The sequence below is a fragment of the Streptomyces boninensis genome, from assembly GCF_048572725.1.
Lineage (GTDB): Bacteria > Actinomycetota > Actinomycetes > Streptomycetales > Streptomycetaceae > Streptomyces > Streptomyces boninensis.
Map to the genome: position 1 here is coordinate 2,576,224 of NZ_CP183837.1, position 19,175 is coordinate 2,595,398.

Genomic DNA, 19,175 nt, shown 5'->3' on the forward strand with positions numbered 1-19,175 from the left:
CCCGTCCCTCACCGCACACCGACGGCGCGCTGCATCGCCGCCGCGGCCGCGTAGATCGCCGCCTGCCGGGTGGGCTCGGCGAGCCGGTCTGTGCGTATCGCCCCGCCCCCGGCCAGGTGCCGGTCATAGGGCAGCACGGCCACCTCGACCCCGAGCTGGCCGAGATACCAGGCGGCGTTGGCGACATCGATGCCAGGCACAGGGGCGGCGGCGGACAGCACCACGACCGTGCGCGGGGCCAGGGATAGCGGCGGCGCGGACATCCACCGCAGCACCTCGAAGGTGCCGGCCACCCCCTCCGCGGTCGCCGGGGCTGCGATGACGTGGGCGTGCGCGGTGTTCATCGCGGTCCGCGCCACCTCGCCGGGCAGCGTCTCCCCGTCGATCACGGTGACAGCGAAGTAGCGGCGAAGTGCCTGCACCACCAGCCGGTACGTCTGCACATCCACCCGCGCGCCGATCTGCCCCTGACTCGCCGGCAGCAGCCACGCGCCCTCCGCCAACGGCACGAGATATCCGGTCACGTCCGTCAACTGCATGTTCGGGTGCAGGATCTGCGCCAGCTCCTCACACGACCAGCGCACCTCCTTGGCCCCCAGCCGGACGGGCAGCGTGCCCAGGGCGGCGTCGGCTTCCAGCGCCAGGATCGGATCGTGCCGGTAGTGCGCGAAGGCGCGCGTCAGCAGCCCGGCCACCGTCGTCTTCCCGGCACCACCGCGGATCGAGGTCACCGCGATATGCCGTCCGGTCGTCACCGGCTGCTGAATCTGCTGCGCCAGCTGCGTCTCGCGTCCGACGGCCCGGCCGGCGGAGGTGAACACCCGCCCCAGCAGTCGCGCGGAGCGCCGGGCCGCACCTTCCCCGTGGCGGGAGCGGGCGCGGGCCCGCACCAGTTCCGGGGGGAGAACGGGCCGGGATTCCGGCGTGGTGGCAGAGGCGGCGGCGCCGAGGCGCTGGGCGGGGATGCGATCAGAGGGGCGCGGCGGGGCATCGTACTGCGGCGAAGGTGGGGCATCGTACTGCGGTGAAGGCGGGACGAAATGGCCGGCCGCCGGCGCCGCGGAAGGACGCGGTGGCGGCTGGGGCCCCGGTTGCGCCGCCGCGGGCGCGGCGTCAGGTGTGGGCGGCGCGTAGGAGGGAGGCCCGTAGGCGGGCAGCGGCGTGGGCTCACCCGGGACGGGCTGCTGCCGCACATCTACCACCGGGGGTGCGCCGTTCGGCTGCTCCTGCCCGCCTCGCACATCCTGCTGCCAGCCGTTGCCGGACACCGTCCTCACCCCTTTCACTACGTCCCGAATGTCTTACGCGAAGGTGTCGAGCAGCCGCCCGTACACCCCGAACATGCCGATCACCAGCGGGAACATCACAATCACACCCACCGTCTCAAGCAGATCCCCGATCCGCCGCAGCCGGGCACGAACATGCTCTGCCGGCTCAACCGCCAACACCAACAAGGGCACCACCGCGAGTCCGACGAGCACCGCGATAGGCCCGATCGCCCGCTCCGACTGCTCCAGCCACACCCACACCAACCGCAGCGCCATCACCGCACCGGCCGCGCCCAGCACTACCACTTCGGCAGTGAGTGGATAGGCCCGCGCCCGCAGCATCAGCACCACAGCGACCAAAGCGGCCAGCGACACCGTCCACACGGTCGTTTCCTGAACGATGAGCACCCCCGCCGCCGTCACGGACACAGCGAGGGCCACGGTCGTCAGCGCCAGCCCGCGATGCGTAGCGGCAAGGGCGGTGGCCACCCGATACCGACTCACCGACGCCCCCGATACCCGGCGATCATCCAGCGCGCTCAGTCCCGAGGCCATCAACGCCAAGCGCGGAAGCAGACCCAAAACGACCAGCGATCCCACGGCCAGCACGCCACCGATCCGCGCCTGCTGCCCCGTGGTCTCCCCGCCGGACTGCAGCATGGTCACCAACGCCCACGCGCCCAAGGTGACCGCAAGCGCGCCGCCGGCAACGACTCCGCCCCGCCCCAACGGCGTGAACCCACCCAGCAGGAACAACATCACCGCGACGGCTGCCACTACCCCGACCAGCCTCAGCAGGCCCGACCAATCATGCGCATCGGCCGCGCTCCAGGCCCCGTAGCCGGCGAGCACGCCACCCATGCCGATCAGTGTGATCGCCAGTCCGCGCCGCCCGGCCCGGCCCAGCACAGCCCCGACCACGAACACCAATCCGGCAATCCCCAGCACCCACTCCGCCACCCGCGCACCCGGATACTCAGCGCGTGCCAGCACCGCCGCAGCGAAGGCCATCACCAGGGCTGCAGCTCCCATGGAGATCCGCCGCGAACGCGGCTCCCACCGCCACGCCCGCACATCCAAATCCTCGGCCGCCTCATCGGCGACGTCATGCACGATCGGCGCGGCCGGTGCATCCGCAGTCCGCACCAACCTCACAACCGCTCCGTCGGCGATCCCCGCATCGGCCAGGCTGGACTCCGGCGCCAACACGAGGCCGCTCGCAGTCACCAACTGCCGCAATTCCGGCCGCGCTCCGGCCCGATCTCCAAGAAGCTCCAGCACCTCAGGCAGCAGTCGGCCCACGGGCTCACTGGACGGCAATACGAGATCAATCCGCCGCCGATCACCGACCAACGTGACCCGGCTCAATCCACTCCGGCCAACAGCCGCCCCGGCATTCACCACAGAACCGAACCTATCATCGACCCGACGGCCCAGCGGAAGCCCCGGCAGACTTCTCCGACCCCGGCTGCACCGGCGACGGAGTCTGCTGCTGCGTAGGCGAATTGAACGGCCCGTTCTTCCCCATCAACCGATGCGAAATGAAAGACCACCCAACACACCCCGCACACAGCACCGCAGCGATCACGATCCCAACGAACGCCCGCCCCAATCGTTCATCCAGCGTCCGCCGCCCCCGCAACTCACCGAACAGCACCGCATCCCGCAGCCGCCGCCGCCGCACGGCCACCGACTCCAGCAGTTGGCTGTCATAGTCTTGTGCCACCGGCCCCCCTCTCCCCTGACGTGTGCAACTCTCGCCTCGAAGGCTTCAGGAGGGTCATTCAACCAAGCCACTCCCACCGCCGTCGACACTAGGCGGATCACACCGCGATTCCTCCCGCGACGCGACGTAGCAAGCAAGGGGCTATCACCGCTACGTCAGAGGTATCAGGTGTCGTATTCCCCGATCCAACCCCGGTCGAGTAGACCCTTGGGAAGATACTCGGACTCGACGTCGATCGGAAAGTCGCTGTCATAGGCCATGCACGTAATCGCTAGCAGGGGGATGGCGACCAGCCCTTCGAGATCCTGAGTACGTGACTCGTCGGCAGTCCAGTACTGCTTGTGCCACGTGAGGAACTTGGTCAAGGAAGCATTGAAGCGGTCATGCTCAGCCCGGTTATAGAGCTGGAAGAGCGCCATCGGCGGGTAGAGGAGCTTCAGCATCGTCTCCTGGTTGACAGTGTCCGCCGCCTGAGTGCCGGTACCGTTGACTGCATCGACCAGGCTGCTCCACATGGCATCTGGTCGACGGAACCAGAAGTCGTGCAGCACCTTCACCCAGTCATAGAGATACGAGCCGAAGTCGGCGCCCGAGGCGCGCAGGAAGTCTACCGGCACTCGCATCAACCGCTCCAGTCGGTCGTTCTCGCGGCAGATCGTTGCCAGGTAGACCGAACTGAGCCAGGCCCCCACATGTAGGTAAGGCTGTGGTCCAGTCGCGGGAAGCTGCACCACCTCGCCTGCGCTTCCGATCCTGCAGGGCACAGGGCCCTCGACTGCCGTGCCCGCATCGAACAAGGCAGAGCCGACCTGCATGGCGGTGACCCAAGCCTCCCACGTCTGGAATCTGGACGCCTCAGCATCCTCCAAACAATGCTGCATAGCCACCACGACCGAGCTGTTCAGTGCCCGCGCCCGCGACATGTCCGACTCGCCAAGCCGCCTGAGCATTCGCTGCAAGCTCGCCACACGCCGAGCATTTCCACCCACCGCAGGGTTGTCTGCAGGAAAGGCGGGACGGGGGACGCTCTCGATGACTGGCACTCTCCCCTCGTATACCTTGAAGTGAACCACCGGGTCTCAGATCGTTGCGCAGTACAGACCATGCGATGGGGTATCTTCGGTGCATCGCACGACACTGCCGCCCGACGCATCGACTCACCCCAGGCCCATCAGACGACAGGAGAGCTGGCAGTCGCTACGCTACCTTCGACATGATCAACCCTCCGGCGCATTGAGATAATTCCGCCGGGAGTCCGCATGACCCCCGCGCGCCGTTCGTCTCATATTAATCTTGAGTCGCTCAGGGTACGTAGCATTACCGCCTCAGCGCGTCGGTCAGTTGGGCAGGAATCCGACCCACCCACCGACGCTCAAGTAGATGCTTGGGGAGGTATTCGGACTCTACCTCAACCGGGATACCTGCATCGAACGCCATGCAAGCAATGGCCAACGGCCCCAAAGCAACGAGACCTGTACCACTCCTGGCCCGCGTTTCGTCCTGGCTCCAGTACTCGCGATGCCGCGTAATGGCCCTCTCCAATGCCCGATTGAACTCAACGGGCTCCTGCAGCTGATAGCGGTGGAAGGCCTCAAGCGGCGGGCAGAGGATCTTGACCATAAGGTCTGCGCCAGCGACACGAGAGGAGGTCGGATCTGCGCCATCAATCGCGGCAACCAAGGTATCCCAGGTTTCTCGACGCCGAAACCAAGCGTTCTGCAGCGTTTCCACCCAGGAATAGGCGTACTCGTCGACCTCTACGCCTGCCGCACGCAGAAATGAGACGGGAATTCTTGCAAGCTGGTCCAGGCGGTCATTTTCACGGCAAGCCACTGCCAGATAGTAGGCGGTGAGCCAATTACCAGCATGCAAATATTCCTGCGGGCCGGTCGCGGGAAGATCCTTGATCTCGCCCTTGATTCCAATCCGGCACGCGGTAGCCCCGCACTCCGCTGCTCCCGAGATGAACAATCCTGAGCCGACCTGCATCGCTGCGACCCAGATTTCCCAGGTTGTCAGCTCTCCGACCTCCGGATCCGATACGCATGCCCACTTGGCCAGATTCAGCGAATAATCCAACGCATCGTGCCGGTCGAACTCTGAAGTCTCAATCCCGGCAACCGCATCCTCCGCGGCTTGCAGAATCGGCCCCAGAGCCTCGTCCATGTCGGCAACCGGGAAATCATGGCGGGGTATGCGAATGTTCATCGTTCAGCCAGCGTCCGCCGCCCCCGCAGACTCCCGAACAGCACCGCATCCCGCGTCGTTGCACGGCCATAGATTCGAGCAGTTGGCTGTCGTAATCCTGCGCCATCAGATACCCACGCCTTCAGTCCACTCGGCCACAGGGCAAGCAAGCTTGTAGTGCGGACACGCCAGCCAGTCGATCCCTGCATCACGTGAAATCACCCTTCAGTCGAGGAAATCACACCCAGGAAGGCGCCTGCATTCGCAATCATGCGCGTAATCTCAATCGGAGGGTGCTGGAATTCTTCCATGACGACATCGTAAGGTTCCACACGCCGCCGGAGCCCGTCGAGGCCAGTGGCTACGATGTAATACCGGAACCCTGCGGGCGAGTCCGAAGCCTCGACTTTCTCCCAATTCCCTCCGTAGTTCTTGACGAGGATTTCTGCAAGAAATGAGGTCAGGTCAGTATGTAGCGTAACCCAATCCGACTGTTCGAATTCAGACAACGGTAGGCGGGCCACATAGTCTTGCAGCAGCGGCACCAAAGTAAACGGATCCGCCGCGAAGGTCTCCAGGTCTACGCCGAGCATGTCAGCTAGGTTGACGGCATTCCGGTGCGAACCACTGGCCCACTCACCCACATCTGGAAGCGAGCTACTTGGGGAACCATTCTCCATGCGACGATCTTTCCTCGTTGGCTACTTCTTGGCGGGGCCGTACTCTACGAATATTATCTTGGCTTCCATGAGGTACTTTCGGAGGGCCGCGGACGGCCCTGCGTCCGTAAACACCCATCGAGGATCGTAGGTTGGGTCCATCTCCCGCAAGGCCAAGTCCTTGTGGATTTGCTCCTTGATGTGCCCACTGAGCGGCACTTCACCCTTGACGACCTGCTTCGTGCCATCATGGAGCGTAAGAGTCCGGAATCCCTTATACGTCTTCACCTCGACGGCCAATGTTCGACCATCCGGCATGTCGACCGGTACGTCGACCTTCCTGCCACCCGGCTGCGTGACCGGGTAACGCCCTTCCTCCCTAGTTGGCACTGGATAATGCCGCTCGGTGCCACCACCATACATCTCGCGGTGCAGCCGCTCGCCGGCCTGCCATCGACCTTCCCCACGCATGCGTCGGACCTCCGCGAGCGACAACTCGCTTCGCCCCGGGGGAAGTGCGCGTCGAGAGAAATCGGGCTCTTGAACAGCGCCTCCGTTGGACGCATCGCCAGAATGCGAAGAGCCCGGGTGTCCCGTTGTGCCATCGTGGCCTTGGCCCGAATCACCGTGGGCCTCGTCGCCGGGTCGCGGCTCACTGGAATTCGACTCGGGGTGAGTGTGTTCGGTGGTGGAAGCCCCTGGGTAGCGATGCTCAGGCCCTCCGGGCGCCCCTGAGCCGGTCCGTGAGGGGGGCGAACCTTGTCCATCCCCAGAGACACTCTCCCTTGGTGGAGTCGATGGCCCATCTGCGACACCGGGAGCAGGCGAATGGGTCGTTGAGGCTGCCCCTGCGCGAGCCGGAGCAAGCGAGTTGTGAGCCCCGTGCCCGGATCTTGCCGTGCCCACAGGCGCGGTGGGTGCCTGACCGCCGATTGCTTGCCCCGATCCGCCATTCGGCACCTCGTGACTGGCGCGCGGCGTGAGGTCATCGCCTGCGCGTGCCGCCGCGCCACCCACCCGTTCGCCTGCTCCGACGAGTGCCGGCTGACGTCCGGGGGTCTGTGCTGCTTCGGCTGCCTTCGTCGCTTGGCTACCGAACTCGGCGCCGCTGGGCTCCCTCTTTGCTGCTGCCTCGGCGGGGCCGGCGGCAGCAGTGCCGTCGCGGGCGACGACACTGTCATTGGCGTCGTAGGTCTTGAGCGTTTCAGGGTCGAGGTACCGGCCGGGTATGACGGGATCTGGGATTGCGTTGGGCGGCACCCGTGGCGGGACCTCGATGCCCGAGTGAGTACGCATCGAGGCCACGATGTCGGCGATCTTGGCAGTGGAGAACTTGCCGGCGGCGCCGACGCCCTTGATCACGTAGGTGGTGGGGTCGACGATACGGCCGATCTTGCCCGCCACGCCGGCGGCCTTGCCTGCGGCGCCCGCGACCTTGGCGGCGGTACCGGCCTTGCCAGCCGCGGAGACGCCGGTGCCGGCGCCGCGGGTGGTGACGGCGGTGAGGACGTTGAAGGAGAGATTTCCGGCAGCGCGGGAGGGGTTCTCGCTCCACATGTCCCAGGCGACCAGGGCCTTGCCGGTTTCCTTGGCAGTGGTCAGGCTCTCCTTGGCCCACTTCTTCACCGGTTCGGGGCCCCACTTGGAGGCCGCGTAGACGGTGATGATGCCGCCCGGCACGGCGAAGGTGGCCAGTTGGCTGATGCCCTTCCAGGCCTGACGGCTTTCGGGGGTCAGGCCGAATTGGGCCAGGGTGCCCAGGCCCTTGAGGGTGGCCCACCCGCCGTCGATGACGAAGCCTTTGACGAAGTCACGGACGCCATGGCCGACGTCCACATACCAGGGGTGGTCAAAGCCTTCCTTGGTCTCCCACGGAAACTCCTCGGCCTTGTCCCACACCTCGTCGGTGAACCCGTACGAGTTCGTCCCGGGCTTGCCACGGCCGTCGCTGGCCTGCAGGCCTACCCCGCCCACCAGCCCGACGACCCGGTCGTAGCAGGCGGTTTCGGCGTCCTGGAACGCCTGCACCGTTTGCCGTATTTCATCGCGGATCCCCGCGTATGTGTTCCACGTGCCCTTATCCGCGTCCCAGTCGTCGTCGCCCTGGATGGAGGCGTTGAAGGCAATTGCCCGGGCCCGAAGGCTCGTGAGCCTCTTCGCCAGCGGGCGGGCGGTGGCCGCGTACGTGGACAGTGCCGTGGCGACGGTGGTGATGTCGTCACCGAGGTCGTCGGCGGCAGCTTTGACGGGACCGGTGGTGGCGAAGAGCTGCTCCGCCTCCGGGGCGGTGTAGCACGAGGACAGGCCCTGGAAGCTGGAGTGAACGTCCCCGCCGGCGTCCGAAAGGCCGCCGCCGGCCTTCTTCAGCTTCTTGATGTCGGTATCGAGCGACTCGAAGTTGCCGACGAACTGCGGTATCTCCTCGGGAGCGATCACCTACTTGCCCCCGTCCTTGCTGCACACCATCGGAGCTATGGCGAGTGGAATCTGCGAGGTGTACTTGGTCGCCTTGGACTGAGCATCGGCCGCCATGTCGATATCCCCGACCACATAGTGGTTCGTGGCCTCGGCGGCACCCGTCATCGACGCCTTGGTGCGGTTGAACAAGAACTGCAGCCGGTCAGTGTTGGCCTCCATGAACTGCGCCAAAGCAGCACCCACCGGGCCGCCACGCTGGCCGCCGCCCGCGCCGCCCTGGCCAGCGTTGCCGCCCTTGTAGTCAGCCGCAGCACTCATCTGCTCCGTCGTGCTCGCCAGATAGCCGGCGTTGGTGGCCGCACTCTGCAGCGACTCGCCCAGCGACTGCGCAGCGGTACCCATGTCCTTCACATGTCCGGTCGTGGTCTTCAATACCGCGCGCACACTCTGCGGCCAGATATCCCAGTTCGTCACCCGCTACCCCCACTGACCTGCTGCTGCCCGAATGGCGCGTGCCCGACCCGGCGCGCGTATCAGCCGATGCCGTCGACTGCCGCCTTCGCCCGCTGCTGTGTAGAGCCGGCAGTGGAGTCGTTCGTCTCCAGCGTCTGGCGGACCAGGTGAATGATGTTGCGGACCTCGGAGGCGGCAGACTGCCAGCGCAGCTCCTTGCCGTGGTATTCATCCGAGACCCCGTCCGCGGCGAAGTCCGCCATCGCGTTCTTCACCTGCGTATCCCGGGCGTCCAGCACCTGCTCCAGTCGGCCGATGATGCCGTGCAGGCTGCCCTGCACCTCGCCCGAGGCGCCCGTGTCGTAACTGCGTCGATCCGTAGTCGGCATGACTCTCCCCGCTCTCCTCGCGTCAGTTGGCAGTGGTCAGCGGCCGGCGAATCGCGCGGCGTCGAAGTTCGCCGCGGACGCCGAACGCCCGGCGTTGTCCCCGAACTCGGTGTCACCGGTGTAGAACGCCGCGTCCATCCCCGACTGACCGCCGATGATCGAACCCAGCGCACTGTTCAACGCCGCCGTGATCTCGTCCGACTGCGCCTTGAACGCATCGAACGCCGCGCGGCCGTTCCCGTTGAACTTCCCCTCCAGCGGCTCCACCGCCGCGATCAAGTGCTGGATCAGCACGCCCAGATCTTCACTGGAAGTCGACGAACCCTGCGCCAGCGTCCCCAGCGTCGTATCACCCATGTCGAACTTCACGAATTCGCACCCCCAAGAAGATGCGCGTCCCTCGATCCCACGAGGCACACACGCAACGAAGCGAGGAACACATGTTAGGCAAACAGCAGTTCCGAACGCAATGCCAGTGTCGACAATGAATGTCCGGTTCCGGTAACATCCGGCGGCCGCGCAAGTGGCCAACCTGCCGCATCGAAAGGCCTCCTGGGCTGCAGCTATTGCCGCGCACATGACGGATGCCGTGGTTGCAGGCCCGCAGCACTCAGATAAGTTGATCCAATTTGCTCAGGCCGATGCTCTGCAAACCTGAGCGATGGCTACGTCACGGAGAGGCTGCGCTGCGAGGAGGAGTGCACCGATCGAGGATTGAATTGGCCGCAAACCGCAGCCCACTACACCACCTTCACCAAATGCCCTGCATCGGTGATCCCCGCTTCGCTCGCCTGCCCGCCACCGAGTCTCGTGCCGAGGCCGGAGTCGAGCCCCGACCAGACTTACGACAGGATGAGCTAACGCGCCCCCCGACGAGACCGGCACCACGTCATGGCGCCTGGCTCGCTCCGAGGCCCAGCAGAGGCTGCTCTTGGTCCAGGCGGAAACTGAGCTGGCTTCCAAGCTCACGAAACCCCAGCAGGCGTGCGACTTTACGAGAGGGCATCGGAAGGGCCCGCCACTGCGGCAGCAGCCCGTCGGTGAGCGCCTGCGCACCGCCTGAGAAGCGACCTGCCGCGCCAGCCCGCCGCCTCCTTCTCCTGGTGCGGTGAGCACGCACAGGTGAGCTACTGCCGCGGGCCAAGCTCGAAACCCCCCTGCGGCCACCACGTCCGCACCCTTGCGCACGACGAACGCGGCGGAGGTGATCTCATCCATCCCGCTCTCCCCGCGTCCTCTGGCGTCCCTGACTCCACCAGCCTCGTCAGGTCCTGATGCCCGGCGGCCGGCCGTTCAACGCGACGGCCATCCGCCAAGGGCGGAAGCCGTCACGTGACACGTAGCCCAACACCGCCGTACCCAGCACGTCAGTCACCGGCAGCACGGACCGAACCGCCTCTAGAGACGTCAGCGAACTGGCCGGCATCCCGGAGCGGATCCGACGCAGAATCTGCGCAGCCGTATCGGTCGGTGCCGTGACGACCGCCGATTCACCCAGCACCACAATCCCAGCCCACGACGGCGGAGCCATCCGCGAGCCGGGCGACGTGACCACCCTCAGGCCCCCGCCAGGGAAACGACACCGGCACAGCAGCCAGCGTCTCCCACACCCCCCGGGTCTGATTCAGCACCGGATCAACAACCATCTGCCGATCTTGCCACGTGGGTCAATTGCTGCACGGTGTCCCCGCAGACTCGGACATTCTTCACCATGTGCGCGACCAGGTGCAGCTCGCTCCCGGATGGTCGGGGTGCTTGCCCGTTTCGACACGGCACCGGGCTGCCGACGCCGCAGTCATCATCGGCAGCCCGGTCATGGCTACAGCTACCTGCTGACTCCGGCGTGCCCAGACTCCGGTGCAGGGACCGCGGTGAACCGTCGCGGCTTGTCGTTGGTCTGGCGTGCCAGGCCGAGCTGTGCCAGCTTGTCCAGCGCGTTGCTGATCGCTCCTGATGATGCTTCCAACTGCCGGGACAGACCTGTCGGTCCCCACTCCTCGTCCGGCCGCTCTTGCAGGAACTGCAAGACACGCTCGCGCAGTTGTCCCGGAGCACGTCGCTTCGGCGGCCCGTACGAGGCCTGCGGCCGCGCCGGGTTTTGTGCCTTGCCTGTGTCGGTTGCGGCGCGGCCGTCCAGGCAGGTCACGGGCGGCTCGGGCTCAACAGCGACGAGGATGCCGGTCCAGACGTCCGGCACCGAGGTCTGCCGCGCCCCCGCGTCGCCAGCCGCAGCCGCTGCCCCTGGCTTGATCTCCGCCGTTCCAGTCGCGGTCCAACGGTCGGGGCTGCGGCGTCCGCTGGTGGTATTGCCGGGCTGCCGGACAACCAGTCCGCGCTCCTCCAGGGTGGTCAAGGCCTTTCCGACGGTGGAGCGGCCCAGGCCGATGGCCAGGGCAATCTCGGTCACGGTGAGGGCGGTGCCGGCAGATTGAGTCTGGAGGTGAGTGTGGACATTTGCCGGAGCGCCGCTGAGGGTGTCGTGCGTCGTCATTGTGGGGTCCTCGTTCTCCGTCGTGCTGTGATTGCTGGGGACCCCGGCCGGGGCTGCCGGTTCGGCAGTTGGCCCGATGCGGCTGCGTGCGCTGCGCAGGATCGCCGCTGGAGCGGCGGTCGGCACATCCACGGTCTGTGGACCTGCCCGCGTTGGGCTTCACGACCATCGACGCTCGCAACTGCCTGGTCGTCAAGCGGATCGTGCAGAGAGTCCCGCGGATCGGTGAAGGGCACGCGTGGGTGCCATGGAGAGCGCTGACCTGAGCCTGGGATCAACGGGTGGCGTGCTCGGCGTGCCGGGCCTGGATCCGGTCGTGGAGCGCGCGAGCACGCTTAGGTCCCAGGTGGAGCTCGGTGCGCAATCGGCGGATGCTCACCGGTCGTCCGTAGTGCGAACGGCATGCGGCGTCCAGGGCCAGAGCGCGAGTGAACAGGTCGCCGTCTGCGGGGCTTTCGTCGTCAGGGCGGGGGCCATGGCGCCGGAGGGTGGCGGTCGGCGCGCTGTCGGCCGCCTGCGAGCCGACGCGGGTGCCGTGGGCAGCTGATGCTGGCTGGGATCGGGGCATTGTCTGCGGGTTGAGGGGTGGAGACGGGGTGGATCGTGGATCGCTTCCGTCTGCCGGAGCGGGATCGACACCGAGAGCAGAGTCGGCGATACCGCCACGATCGAGAGCGGTCATGGATCCGGACGGCGCAATGGGCGCATCGTCGAACCGTATCCATGGATCGACTTCGGGCGTGTTCGAACGGCGGTGGATCGTCGAGAGCACGGAGGCGTCGGGTGAACTCGGTCTGCACTCCTGAGCCCCACCTTCGTGGTGGGGGTCTGTCTCGTGGGAGAGCGCAGTGCCGGTCTCCGTATGGGCCAGGTCGGCCAGGGTGCGACGGTAGGCGGCCACGGTTTCAGTCAGGCCGATCAGTAGCAGCGGCGGTACGGCGTGGAGGACGACGCCGGCGATGTCGGCGTGGCGCGGCCAGCCGAGTTGGTGATCGGGCCAGAGCGAGGTCCAGGTGTTCAGCAGCGTGGCAGTCAGGCCGCAGCCCCAGCGCAGCACGGCTGACCAGACCGGTGGGCGGATACCGAGGGCTGCCAAACGGGCGTCGGCATAGAGCACCGCGCTGAGAGTGAGGGCGACCAGCGGGTCGAGGAGGATGGCGATCGGCCACGGGATGCCGGAGGCGACGGCGAAGAGGGTGACGTTGACGGCGGTGAAGACCAGCGCCAGAACTGCGACGCCGGCCAGGAAACGCGTCAGTGTGTTGAGCAGCGCTCGCACCTCCGCCGCGGCTGTGGACGTCAGTGTCTCCGGCATGGCGTTCACCGCTTCGCCGCGCTGGGCCTGGTGTGGCCAAGATAATCGTCGCCCGGGTAGTGGATCTTCTCCTCGCGAACCGTTGTGCCTGGTTTAGGGGCGTTGATCATGTGGGTGCCGCTGGTGGCGATGCCGACGTGGTGCACGTTCGTCGGGGTGCCGTAGAAGACGAGATCGCCGGGCAGGATGCGCGCGCTCTGTGGCAGGCGAGGGCCAGCGTTGTACTGGTCCTGAGCGACGCGGGGCAGGCGGATGCCGGCTTTGGCGTAGGCGGCCTTGGTCAGCCCTGAGCAGTCGAAGCCGCCTTCGGCCGGGCCGTCGCCGCCCCAGACGTATTTGTGGCCGATCTGGTCGCGGGCGAAGCGCACCGCGATCGCCGCCCGCAGTGAGGGCGGACGGGCATCGGCCTGCGTGGACGAGGTAGCCGCCCGGTACCTGCCGGCGATCCGCAGGACCTTGTTCACGTACCAGGTGGCGCGGTTGTACGCGAAGATTGCGCGGCGGAGGTTCTTGCCGTTTTTCGCGCCGTTCGCGCATAGCAGCCGGGCGGCGGCGTAGACCGCATCGACCGGGTCCCATGGGGTGGGCGGCTTCTTCCCGCCCGGCGGCACCGGGTGGGCGTAGGCGCGGAAGGTAGATGGCAAAAATTGCATCGGTCCCACCGCGCCTGCCGAGGAGACCATCGGACGATGCGGGCGTGGTCAGTCTCGACCTTCCCGATGGCGGCGAGGATCGTCCAGTCCAGGCCGGGGCATTCCGGCGCGGCCCGCTGGTAGAGCGCCAGCAGCTTCGGCGGGATGTCGGCAAGGGCGTACCGGCTGGGAGCGGTCCGTCCAAGGGCTGTCGCCGGAGCCGTGCCGACCATGCCCAGTAGTCCGGCTGTTCCGGCGGCGGCCAGCAGGACCACGGCGACCACACCGGCGAGGACGGCAATCAAGGCTCTGGTCATGTCTGTCCTCCGCGTGGCGTGGCCGGAGGCAGCGGTGGGACAGGACGCCAGGGCCACGGCGTTGGGCCGCGCGTGGACAGCGCCACGAGATCCATGCTGGACGTGCTGTTGGTGAATGCCGGTGACAGCCCTGGCCAGCTGGAGGCCAGGTCGTCCAGACCGCTTCGGGTGCCGACCCCGCGGTCCATGGGCAGCCAGCCGAGGCGGTGTGCCGACACGTTCGGTGACAGCGAGGCCGTGGCCATGGGGACGTCGAGCCGATCTGCCGTCAGCGCGAGGCGGCGGCGAAGGTTTGCCTCGCGGGCACTGGTGCAGGTCAAGAGCAGCAGCGGGGTTCGGCTGGAGGTAGAGGTGGACAGCGCGGCGTATCCGGGGAGTTTGGCCTCAACGCGTGCGAGGCTTTCGGTGCCGGTGTCGTACTCGAGGAAGAACGGCAGCAGATGTCGGCCGCATCGCCAATGGGCGTACGCGTCGGGGCGGACGTGGTCGCCCCACAGGCGACCCGCTGAGCGAGCCGCCAGCCAGATGTCGAGGGACTGCTCCGGGTGGTCGTGATGGTGGGCGGCCAGGGATGTGAGCAGCGTGTTGACGCCCAGGTCGTGGATCAGATGGGCGGAGAACGCCGTGCGGGTGAGGGTGTCTTTGCGCCAGCCGGTGGCCGCGACCTCGACGCCGTGGTGCGCTGCGAGGATCTCGGCTCCGCTGCGGCCGAGGACATAGTGCTCGGGTGCGGAGCCCGAGCGGGTCAGTGGGCGGAAGGAGTCCAGGACGCCGAGGAGGTAAAGGGTGCGCAGGCGGCGGTTGACGCTGCGCTGTCCGATGCCGAATAGGGCGGTGAGCTGGTGGGTTGTCATGACCCGGTGTTCGTGGAGGAGCCCGCAGAGCCATAGGTCGCGGTCGGTGAGGCGGGCGGCCAGGGCGCGCGTATCGAGGCGTGCCGAAGTAGCCGGGCGGCGGCGGGGCAAGGCCGCGCGGGGGGTGTAGATCGTGTGTGTGCCGGGGGCGGGGCGTTTGGGGTGCGGCATCGCTCTTCTCCTCCAGAGTCACAGGGGCCGGTGCTTCGGCCGACCGGCGCCGAAGTGCTCAGCTGCAGCGGTCCGGAGTCGCTCGGGGCGGCCGGGGACTGCGGGCGGCAGCGGAGTGGTCGTGAGCGTGAAGGCGGGGGTTTCCGCGCCGGAGACGAGCAGGCGGGCGGTGGCCTGGTACGGGCCGAGGTTGGCCAGGTCGTGTGCCGTCAGCAGCGGGGCGGTGTGCCGCTCCAGGGAGGCGGAGTCTTCCGGGGAGGCGTTGAAGAAGACCTTGTTGCGGGCGTTGGCGGAGATGCCTTCGCGCAGGTCGCGGGGCAGTTGGGCCAGGTTCTGGTGGGCGAGGGTGAGGGAGAGGCGGTAGCCGCGGGCTTCGGCGAGCATGTCCTCCAGGGGGTACGGGAGGGTGAGGAAGTTGTGGCACTCGTCGAGGTAGAGCGAGGCGTCGATGCGGTCGCGCTCGGGGGTGCGAGTGCGGGCGGCCGCGGCCTGCCAGGCGCGGGCGACGATGAAGGAGCCGATCAGGCGCGAGGTTTCCTCGCCCAGGGCGCCTTTGGGGAGGCGGGCCAGCAGGATGCCGCCGTCCAGGACGTCGGTCATGTCGAAGGTGGAGGGGCCTGCGGCGATCGCACGGCGGGCGAAGTCGCGGAGGAGGAAGGCGCGCAACTTGTTCATCACCGGCCCGACGACCGCGGCGCGGGTGGGCTCGGACATGGACTCGTACCAAGCCCAGAAGCCTCTGAGTACCGGATCTTTGAGGGTGGCCGCCAGGCGGAGGCGGAAGGCGGGCTCGGCCAGCAGCCGGGGAATGTCGGCGAGGGTGGGCAGGTAGCCGGTGGCGTCGCGGTGGTGCAGCAGGGTCAGGCAGGTGGCGCGCATCAGGTCGTCGGTGCGCGGGCCCCAGAAGGCGGTGAAGATGCGGCGGAAGATGCCGGTGATGTTGTCGACGACCACGTCGGTGTCCGTGCCGTCGAGGACGTTCAGGCAGGGCGGGGCGTGGGGGTCGTCGGGATCGATCAGTACGAGTTTGTCGACGGCGTGCTCAGGCAGGCGGGCGAGCAGGTCGACGATGAGGTCGCCTTTGGGGTCCAGGACGATGGCGCCGCGGCCGTGGCGGATGTCGTCGAGGACGAGGTGGTTGATCAGCGTGGACTTGCCGGAGCCGGTGGCGCCCATGAGGTGGACGTGCTGGCGGGCGTCGGTGGTGGCCAGTGCGACCGGGCGGCGGGGGCCGGAGTCCGCGGTGCCGAGCGGGCGGGCGGCGGGTGAGGGCGCGGGGATGGCCGGGGGTGGGAGAACGGAGCGGGCGCCGGCGCGGGCCAGGCCCGGGGCGTGGGCGTCGGTGGGCAGGTGCGCGAGGGCGGCGAGTTCGGGTACGGAGAGCAAGCCTGCGCGGTGCGGGAAGCGGCGGGCGTCGATCCAGCGAGCGGGCCGGAAGAGTTGGGTGCGGGCGAGCCAGTTGCGCTCGGCGAACAGGCTGAAGGCGGAGGCCAGGGCATGGGCGCGGCCGCGGGTCCGCTCGGCGGCGCGGTCGTCGCTGGGTGTGCAGGTGGCGGCGTAAACGACGCTCGCCTGCCAGTGCGGGCCCGCCAGTTTGATCGCCGCCTGGCGGACGGTGGCGGCGTAGTCGGCGTCCTCGCGGGTGGTGGGGGTGTGCTGGGATCGGTGGGCGGCCAGGTTCACCAGCGCGGGCAACCGGGCCCCGCCGTCGCCCGCTTTGAGTCGGCGGGCGGTGCGGCGGGCGCGGCGGAGCGCAATTCCGGTGGCGGGGCGGGCCAGAACCTGTACGCAGGCCGTCTCACCGTCCCGCAGTCCGACGGCGGCCTGGAGCAGGGCGCGCAGAGGATCGCGGTCGTGGCCGGTGCGCAGGGCGAGAACCTCCGGTCGGGCCAGCCGCAGCCGACCGGCGGTGATGCGGTGTCCGGCGGGCAGGAGCGGTGGCGGGTCGGTCACCCGGGTATGGGCGCCGGGCCAGGCCGCCTCCGCGGCGCGGCGCACCAGCCCTGTCGGCACGCCGGCGGGCACCCACAGGTGGAGGGTCATGCCGTCGGAGTTCCAGGTGTATTCGAAGGCCAGGTGGGGCTGGCCGTGCAGCAGCCGCTGCCACCAGGGGCGCAGCAGGCCGGAGAGTTGGGCCCAGAGCGCCTCGCCGCCGTGCGGCTCGACGTCGGGCGGGGCCAGGACCGTCACGCAGACTGCGCCGTCCGCGAGGCGGGCGTGGCGGTGACGTGCGAGGCCGAAACGGAGAGCGACGACAGCTGCGACCACGGCCGTCGTGGCGGCGATCAGTGCTGCGGCGTGTGTGGTCGCGAAGGCGGCGATCGGGGCGAGGTGGCCGGTGAGGAAGCCGTACGGGTCGGTGAGGAAGGTGACCAGTGGACTGGTGGGGTGCGGGCTGCTGGTGGGTTTGTCGGGGACTACGAGCAGAGTGGGAATCACGGTTCATCCACCTCGTCCAGGTCAGTGGAGTCGTCGTGCGGGAGATGCACCTGGGCGGTCGCTGCTGGCGGATCCGCCGCAGCGGCCAGCTCCGCTGGATCCGTCGTGATCACCCCGTGCTCCTCCGGTGAGGCGACGCTGATCATCGCGACCTTTCGTCGGCCGTCACCGGTGAGCAGCAGCGCTTCGCCTCGCCCCGCGGAGAGGATGAATTCGCGTTCGCCACGGGAGAGATGGAAGGCCTCCGTGATCGTGTCGACGGCCTGCGGGGCCTGGCGCAGCAGGATCTGCGTAGCTGCGTTGGAGACCACCGCCCTGCCCAGCTCGCTGGACAGCACGTCGTCGGCGTCCTGGGTAACCACCGCCAGTCCGGTCCAGTACTTGCGGGCGGCCTTGGCCATTCGGAACAGGAAGCGGGCGCCGGCGCCCTGCTGCATCAGCAGCCATGCCTCGTCGACGACGACCAGGTGACGTTCAGCGCCCGCGGTGGCGGTGATGCGCTGCCAGATGGCTTCCAGGGTGAGCAGCATCGCCGGGGCCTTGACCTCCTCCGGCAGTTGCTTGAGCGCGAAGACCACCAGATGTCCGCGCATGTCGCAGGTCGTGAGTCCGTTGAATAGCCCGGCGTGGGAGCCGGTGACGTACGGCGCCAGCCGCGCGCTCAGCTCCTTCCCCGTCTCGCTCCCGCTCCGCTCCAGCACGGCGGCGAGATCGGCCAGAGTGGGCGGAGTGCGGCGCCAGGTGCGGGCGTCGGTGCTGATCCCGGCGGCGTGATATGTATCGAGCAAGGCGGCATCCAGCACCGCCTTCTCCGCGGCGGACAGTTCGGTGCCGAACAGCACCGACAGAAAGCTGTGCAGGAACAGCACCCGACGGGTGAGCGCATCGGTGCCGTCGGCCGTATGGGCCGGCAAGTCGAAGGGGTTGATGCGCACGCCTGCGGCACCAGGTCGGACGACAGTGCCGCCGACCGAGGCGGCGAGGCGGCAGTACTCGTCCTCCGGGTCGATCACCGCGGCCTGCACGCCGGTGAACAGCAGCCGCAGCAGCTCCAGCTTCGTCAGATACGACTTGCCGGCGCCGGATCGGGCCAGGGTGATGGAGTTGTAGTTGTCGGCCGCGTACCGGTCCCAGATCACCGGGGCGCCAGATGCGGTGTTCAGCCCGTATAGCACCCCGGATGGCGTACGCCCATCGGTCGGGGCAGGCAGGTCGGGGCTGGTGAAGGGGAAGCAGGCGGCCAGCGCGGCGGTGTCGAAGGTGCGGCGGATCTTGAGGGTGTCAATGCCGAAGGGGCGATTGGCCAACCAGGCGGGCAACGCCCGGTAGGTGGTCGGCTGCACCGTGAGCAGCAGCGACTCGGCCACCGCCCTGACCGCGGCGACTTCCTCCTCCAGCTCGGCCTCGCTGGAGGCGTGCACGGTCAGATACAGCGCGAGGGTGAACAGCTTTCCCTCGCCCCGGGCGATTCGGTAGGCCAATTCCATCGCGTCGGTGGCGGCGGCCTCTGCCTCGGGGTCGTCGAGCCGGCCTTTGTCGTAGTCGGATCGACGGGATGATTCGAAGCGGGCGCGCTGCTTCTTGAGGCCTGCGGCCGCTACCGCGTTAGGGATCGGCTCGATGTGCAGCGCCACGTCCAGTCGGCCGGGATAGTTCAGCAGCGGCGCGAGCCAGCCGGCGGTCACCTCGGCCGGGTAACCAGTGACCACCAGCGTCGCCGACAGGCTCGCACCCACGGCCAGGGTCCGGGCGTGAACCTCGATGGCCTCCGGGCCCAGCGGCGCGAGTGCTGCTCGCGCATTCACTCGCCCGGGCGGAGACGCCTGCTGAGCCTTCTTCATACGGATCTTCACGGC

General features: G+C 67.9%; 16 protein-coding genes. All 16 read right to left on the reverse strand.

The genetic code is table 11. The features are described 5' to 3' along the window. Positions 1-8: 8 nt before the first annotated feature. The 16 genes from ACNNMR_RS11590 to ACNNMR_RS11665 all read right to left on the reverse strand — a co-directional run bounded on the left by ACNNMR_RS11590 (position 9) and on the right by ACNNMR_RS11665 (position 19,160). Complete coding sequence (locus tag ACNNMR_RS11590; RefSeq protein ID WP_419994484.1) at positions 9-821, reverse strand: type VII secretion protein; 813 nt, start codon at positions 819-821, stop codon at positions 9-11. Positions 822-1,301: 480 nt separating this feature from the next. Further along, positions 1,302-2,669, reverse strand: a complete 1,368-nt coding sequence (gene eccD, locus ACNNMR_RS11595; RefSeq protein WP_420000332.1) for a type VII secretion integral membrane protein EccD — start codon at positions 2,667-2,669, stop codon at positions 1,302-1,304. Positions 2,670-2,685: 16 nt separating this feature from the next. After that, on the reverse strand, positions 2,686-2,994 hold the full coding sequence (locus tag ACNNMR_RS11600; protein WP_419994485.1) for a hypothetical protein: 309 nt from the start codon (positions 2,992-2,994) through the stop codon (positions 2,686-2,688). A gap of 164 nt (positions 2,995-3,158) precedes the next feature. Further along, positions 3,159-3,962, reverse strand: a complete 804-nt coding sequence (locus tag ACNNMR_RS11605; protein WP_419994486.1) for an immunity 49 family protein — start codon at positions 3,960-3,962, stop codon at positions 3,159-3,161. 349 nt (positions 3,963-4,311) lie between these two features. Next, the gene (locus ACNNMR_RS11610) at positions 4,312-5,202 is read right to left on the reverse strand and encodes an immunity 49 family protein (protein WP_419994487.1); all 891 of its coding nucleotides are present in this window, start codon (positions 5,200-5,202) and stop codon (positions 4,312-4,314) included. Positions 5,203-5,399: 197 nt separating this feature from the next. Next, positions 5,400-5,774, reverse strand: coding sequence for a hypothetical protein (locus tag ACNNMR_RS11615; protein WP_419994488.1), 375 nt, complete (start codon positions 5,772-5,774; stop codon positions 5,400-5,402). Positions 5,775-5,882: 108 nt separating this feature from the next. Continuing rightward, positions 5,883-8,276 carry a hypothetical protein gene (locus ACNNMR_RS11620; RefSeq protein WP_419994489.1) on the reverse strand — a complete coding sequence of 798 codons (2,394 nt, stop codon included), beginning with the start codon at positions 8,274-8,276 and terminating at the stop codon, positions 5,883-5,885. Then, positions 8,277-8,732 carry a DUF6507 family protein gene (locus ACNNMR_RS11625; protein ID WP_419994490.1) on the reverse strand — a complete coding sequence of 152 codons (456 nt, stop codon included), beginning with the start codon at positions 8,730-8,732 and terminating at the stop codon, positions 8,277-8,279. 59 nt (positions 8,733-8,791) lie between these two features. Continuing rightward, on the reverse strand, positions 8,792-9,100 hold the full coding sequence (locus tag ACNNMR_RS11630; protein WP_419994491.1) for a pore-forming ESAT-6 family protein: 309 nt from the start codon (positions 9,098-9,100) through the stop codon (positions 8,792-8,794). A 36-nt stretch (positions 9,101-9,136) separates the two neighbouring features. Then, positions 9,137-9,469 carry a hypothetical protein gene (locus ACNNMR_RS11635; protein ID WP_419994492.1) on the reverse strand — a complete coding sequence of 111 codons (333 nt, stop codon included), beginning with the start codon at positions 9,467-9,469 and terminating at the stop codon, positions 9,137-9,139. Between the two features lie 1,456 nt (positions 9,470-10,925). Continuing rightward, complete coding sequence (locus tag ACNNMR_RS11640; protein ID WP_419994493.1) at positions 10,926-11,591, reverse strand: MarR family transcriptional regulator; 666 nt, start codon at positions 11,589-11,591, stop codon at positions 10,926-10,928. A 274-nt stretch (positions 11,592-11,865) separates the two neighbouring features. After that, positions 11,866-12,906 (reverse strand): extensin, encoded by a 1,041-nt coding sequence (locus tag ACNNMR_RS11645; RefSeq protein ID WP_419994494.1) that lies wholly within the window; start codon positions 12,904-12,906, stop codon positions 11,866-11,868. Positions 12,907-12,911: 5 nt separating this feature from the next. Then, positions 12,912-13,589 carry a C40 family peptidase gene (locus ACNNMR_RS11650; protein ID WP_419994495.1) on the reverse strand — a complete coding sequence of 226 codons (678 nt, stop codon included), beginning with the start codon at positions 13,587-13,589 and terminating at the stop codon, positions 12,912-12,914. A 262-nt stretch (positions 13,590-13,851) separates the two neighbouring features. Further along, positions 13,852-14,880 carry a replication-relaxation family protein gene (locus ACNNMR_RS11655; RefSeq protein ID WP_419994496.1) on the reverse strand — a complete coding sequence of 343 codons (1,029 nt, stop codon included), beginning with the start codon at positions 14,878-14,880 and terminating at the stop codon, positions 13,852-13,854. An 18-nt stretch (positions 14,881-14,898) separates the two neighbouring features. Further along, positions 14,899-17,319, reverse strand: coding sequence for a type IV secretory system conjugative DNA transfer family protein (locus ACNNMR_RS11660; protein WP_419994497.1), 2,421 nt, complete (start codon positions 17,317-17,319; stop codon positions 14,899-14,901). After that, positions 17,316-19,160: a VirB4 family type IV secretion system protein gene (locus tag ACNNMR_RS11665; RefSeq protein WP_419994498.1), complete on the reverse strand. Its 1,845-nt coding sequence runs from the start codon at positions 19,158-19,160 to the stop codon at positions 17,316-17,318. Before ACNNMR_RS11665 ends, ACNNMR_RS11660 begins: the two co-directional genes overlap by 4 nt. Positions 19,161-19,175: the final 15 nt, after the last annotated feature.

What these genes read in the sequence shown, in the direction of transcription:
- ACNNMR_RS11610 (WP_419994487.1), bottom strand. Translation starts at nt 5,202, where the DNA reads ATGAACATTCGCATACCCCGCCATGATTTCCCGGTTGCCGACATGGAC.
- ACNNMR_RS11615 (WP_419994488.1), bottom strand. Translation starts at nt 5,774, where the DNA reads ATGCTCGGCGTAGACCTGGAGACCTTCGCGGCGGATCCGTTTACTTTG.
- ACNNMR_RS11630 (WP_419994491.1), bottom strand. Translation starts at nt 9,100, where the DNA reads ATGCCGACTACGGATCGACGCAGTTACGACACGGGCGCCTCGGGCGAG.
- ACNNMR_RS11640 (WP_419994493.1), bottom strand. Translation starts at nt 11,591, where the DNA reads ATGACGACGCACGACACCCTCAGCGGCGCTCCGGCAAATGTCCACACT.
- ACNNMR_RS11645 (WP_419994494.1), bottom strand. Translation starts at nt 12,906, where the DNA reads ATGCCGGAGACACTGACGTCCACAGCCGCGGCGGAGGTGCGAGCGCTG.
- ACNNMR_RS11650 (WP_419994495.1), bottom strand. Translation starts at nt 13,589, where the DNA reads ATGGTCTCCTCGGCAGGCGCGGTGGGACCGATGCAATTTTTGCCATCT.
- ACNNMR_RS11655 (WP_419994496.1), bottom strand. Translation starts at nt 14,880, where the DNA reads ATGCCGCACCCCAAACGCCCCGCCCCCGGCACACACACGATCTACACC.
- ACNNMR_RS11665 (WP_419994498.1), bottom strand. Translation starts at nt 19,160, where the DNA reads ATGAAGAAGGCTCAGCAGGCGTCTCCGCCCGGGCGAGTGAATGCGCGA.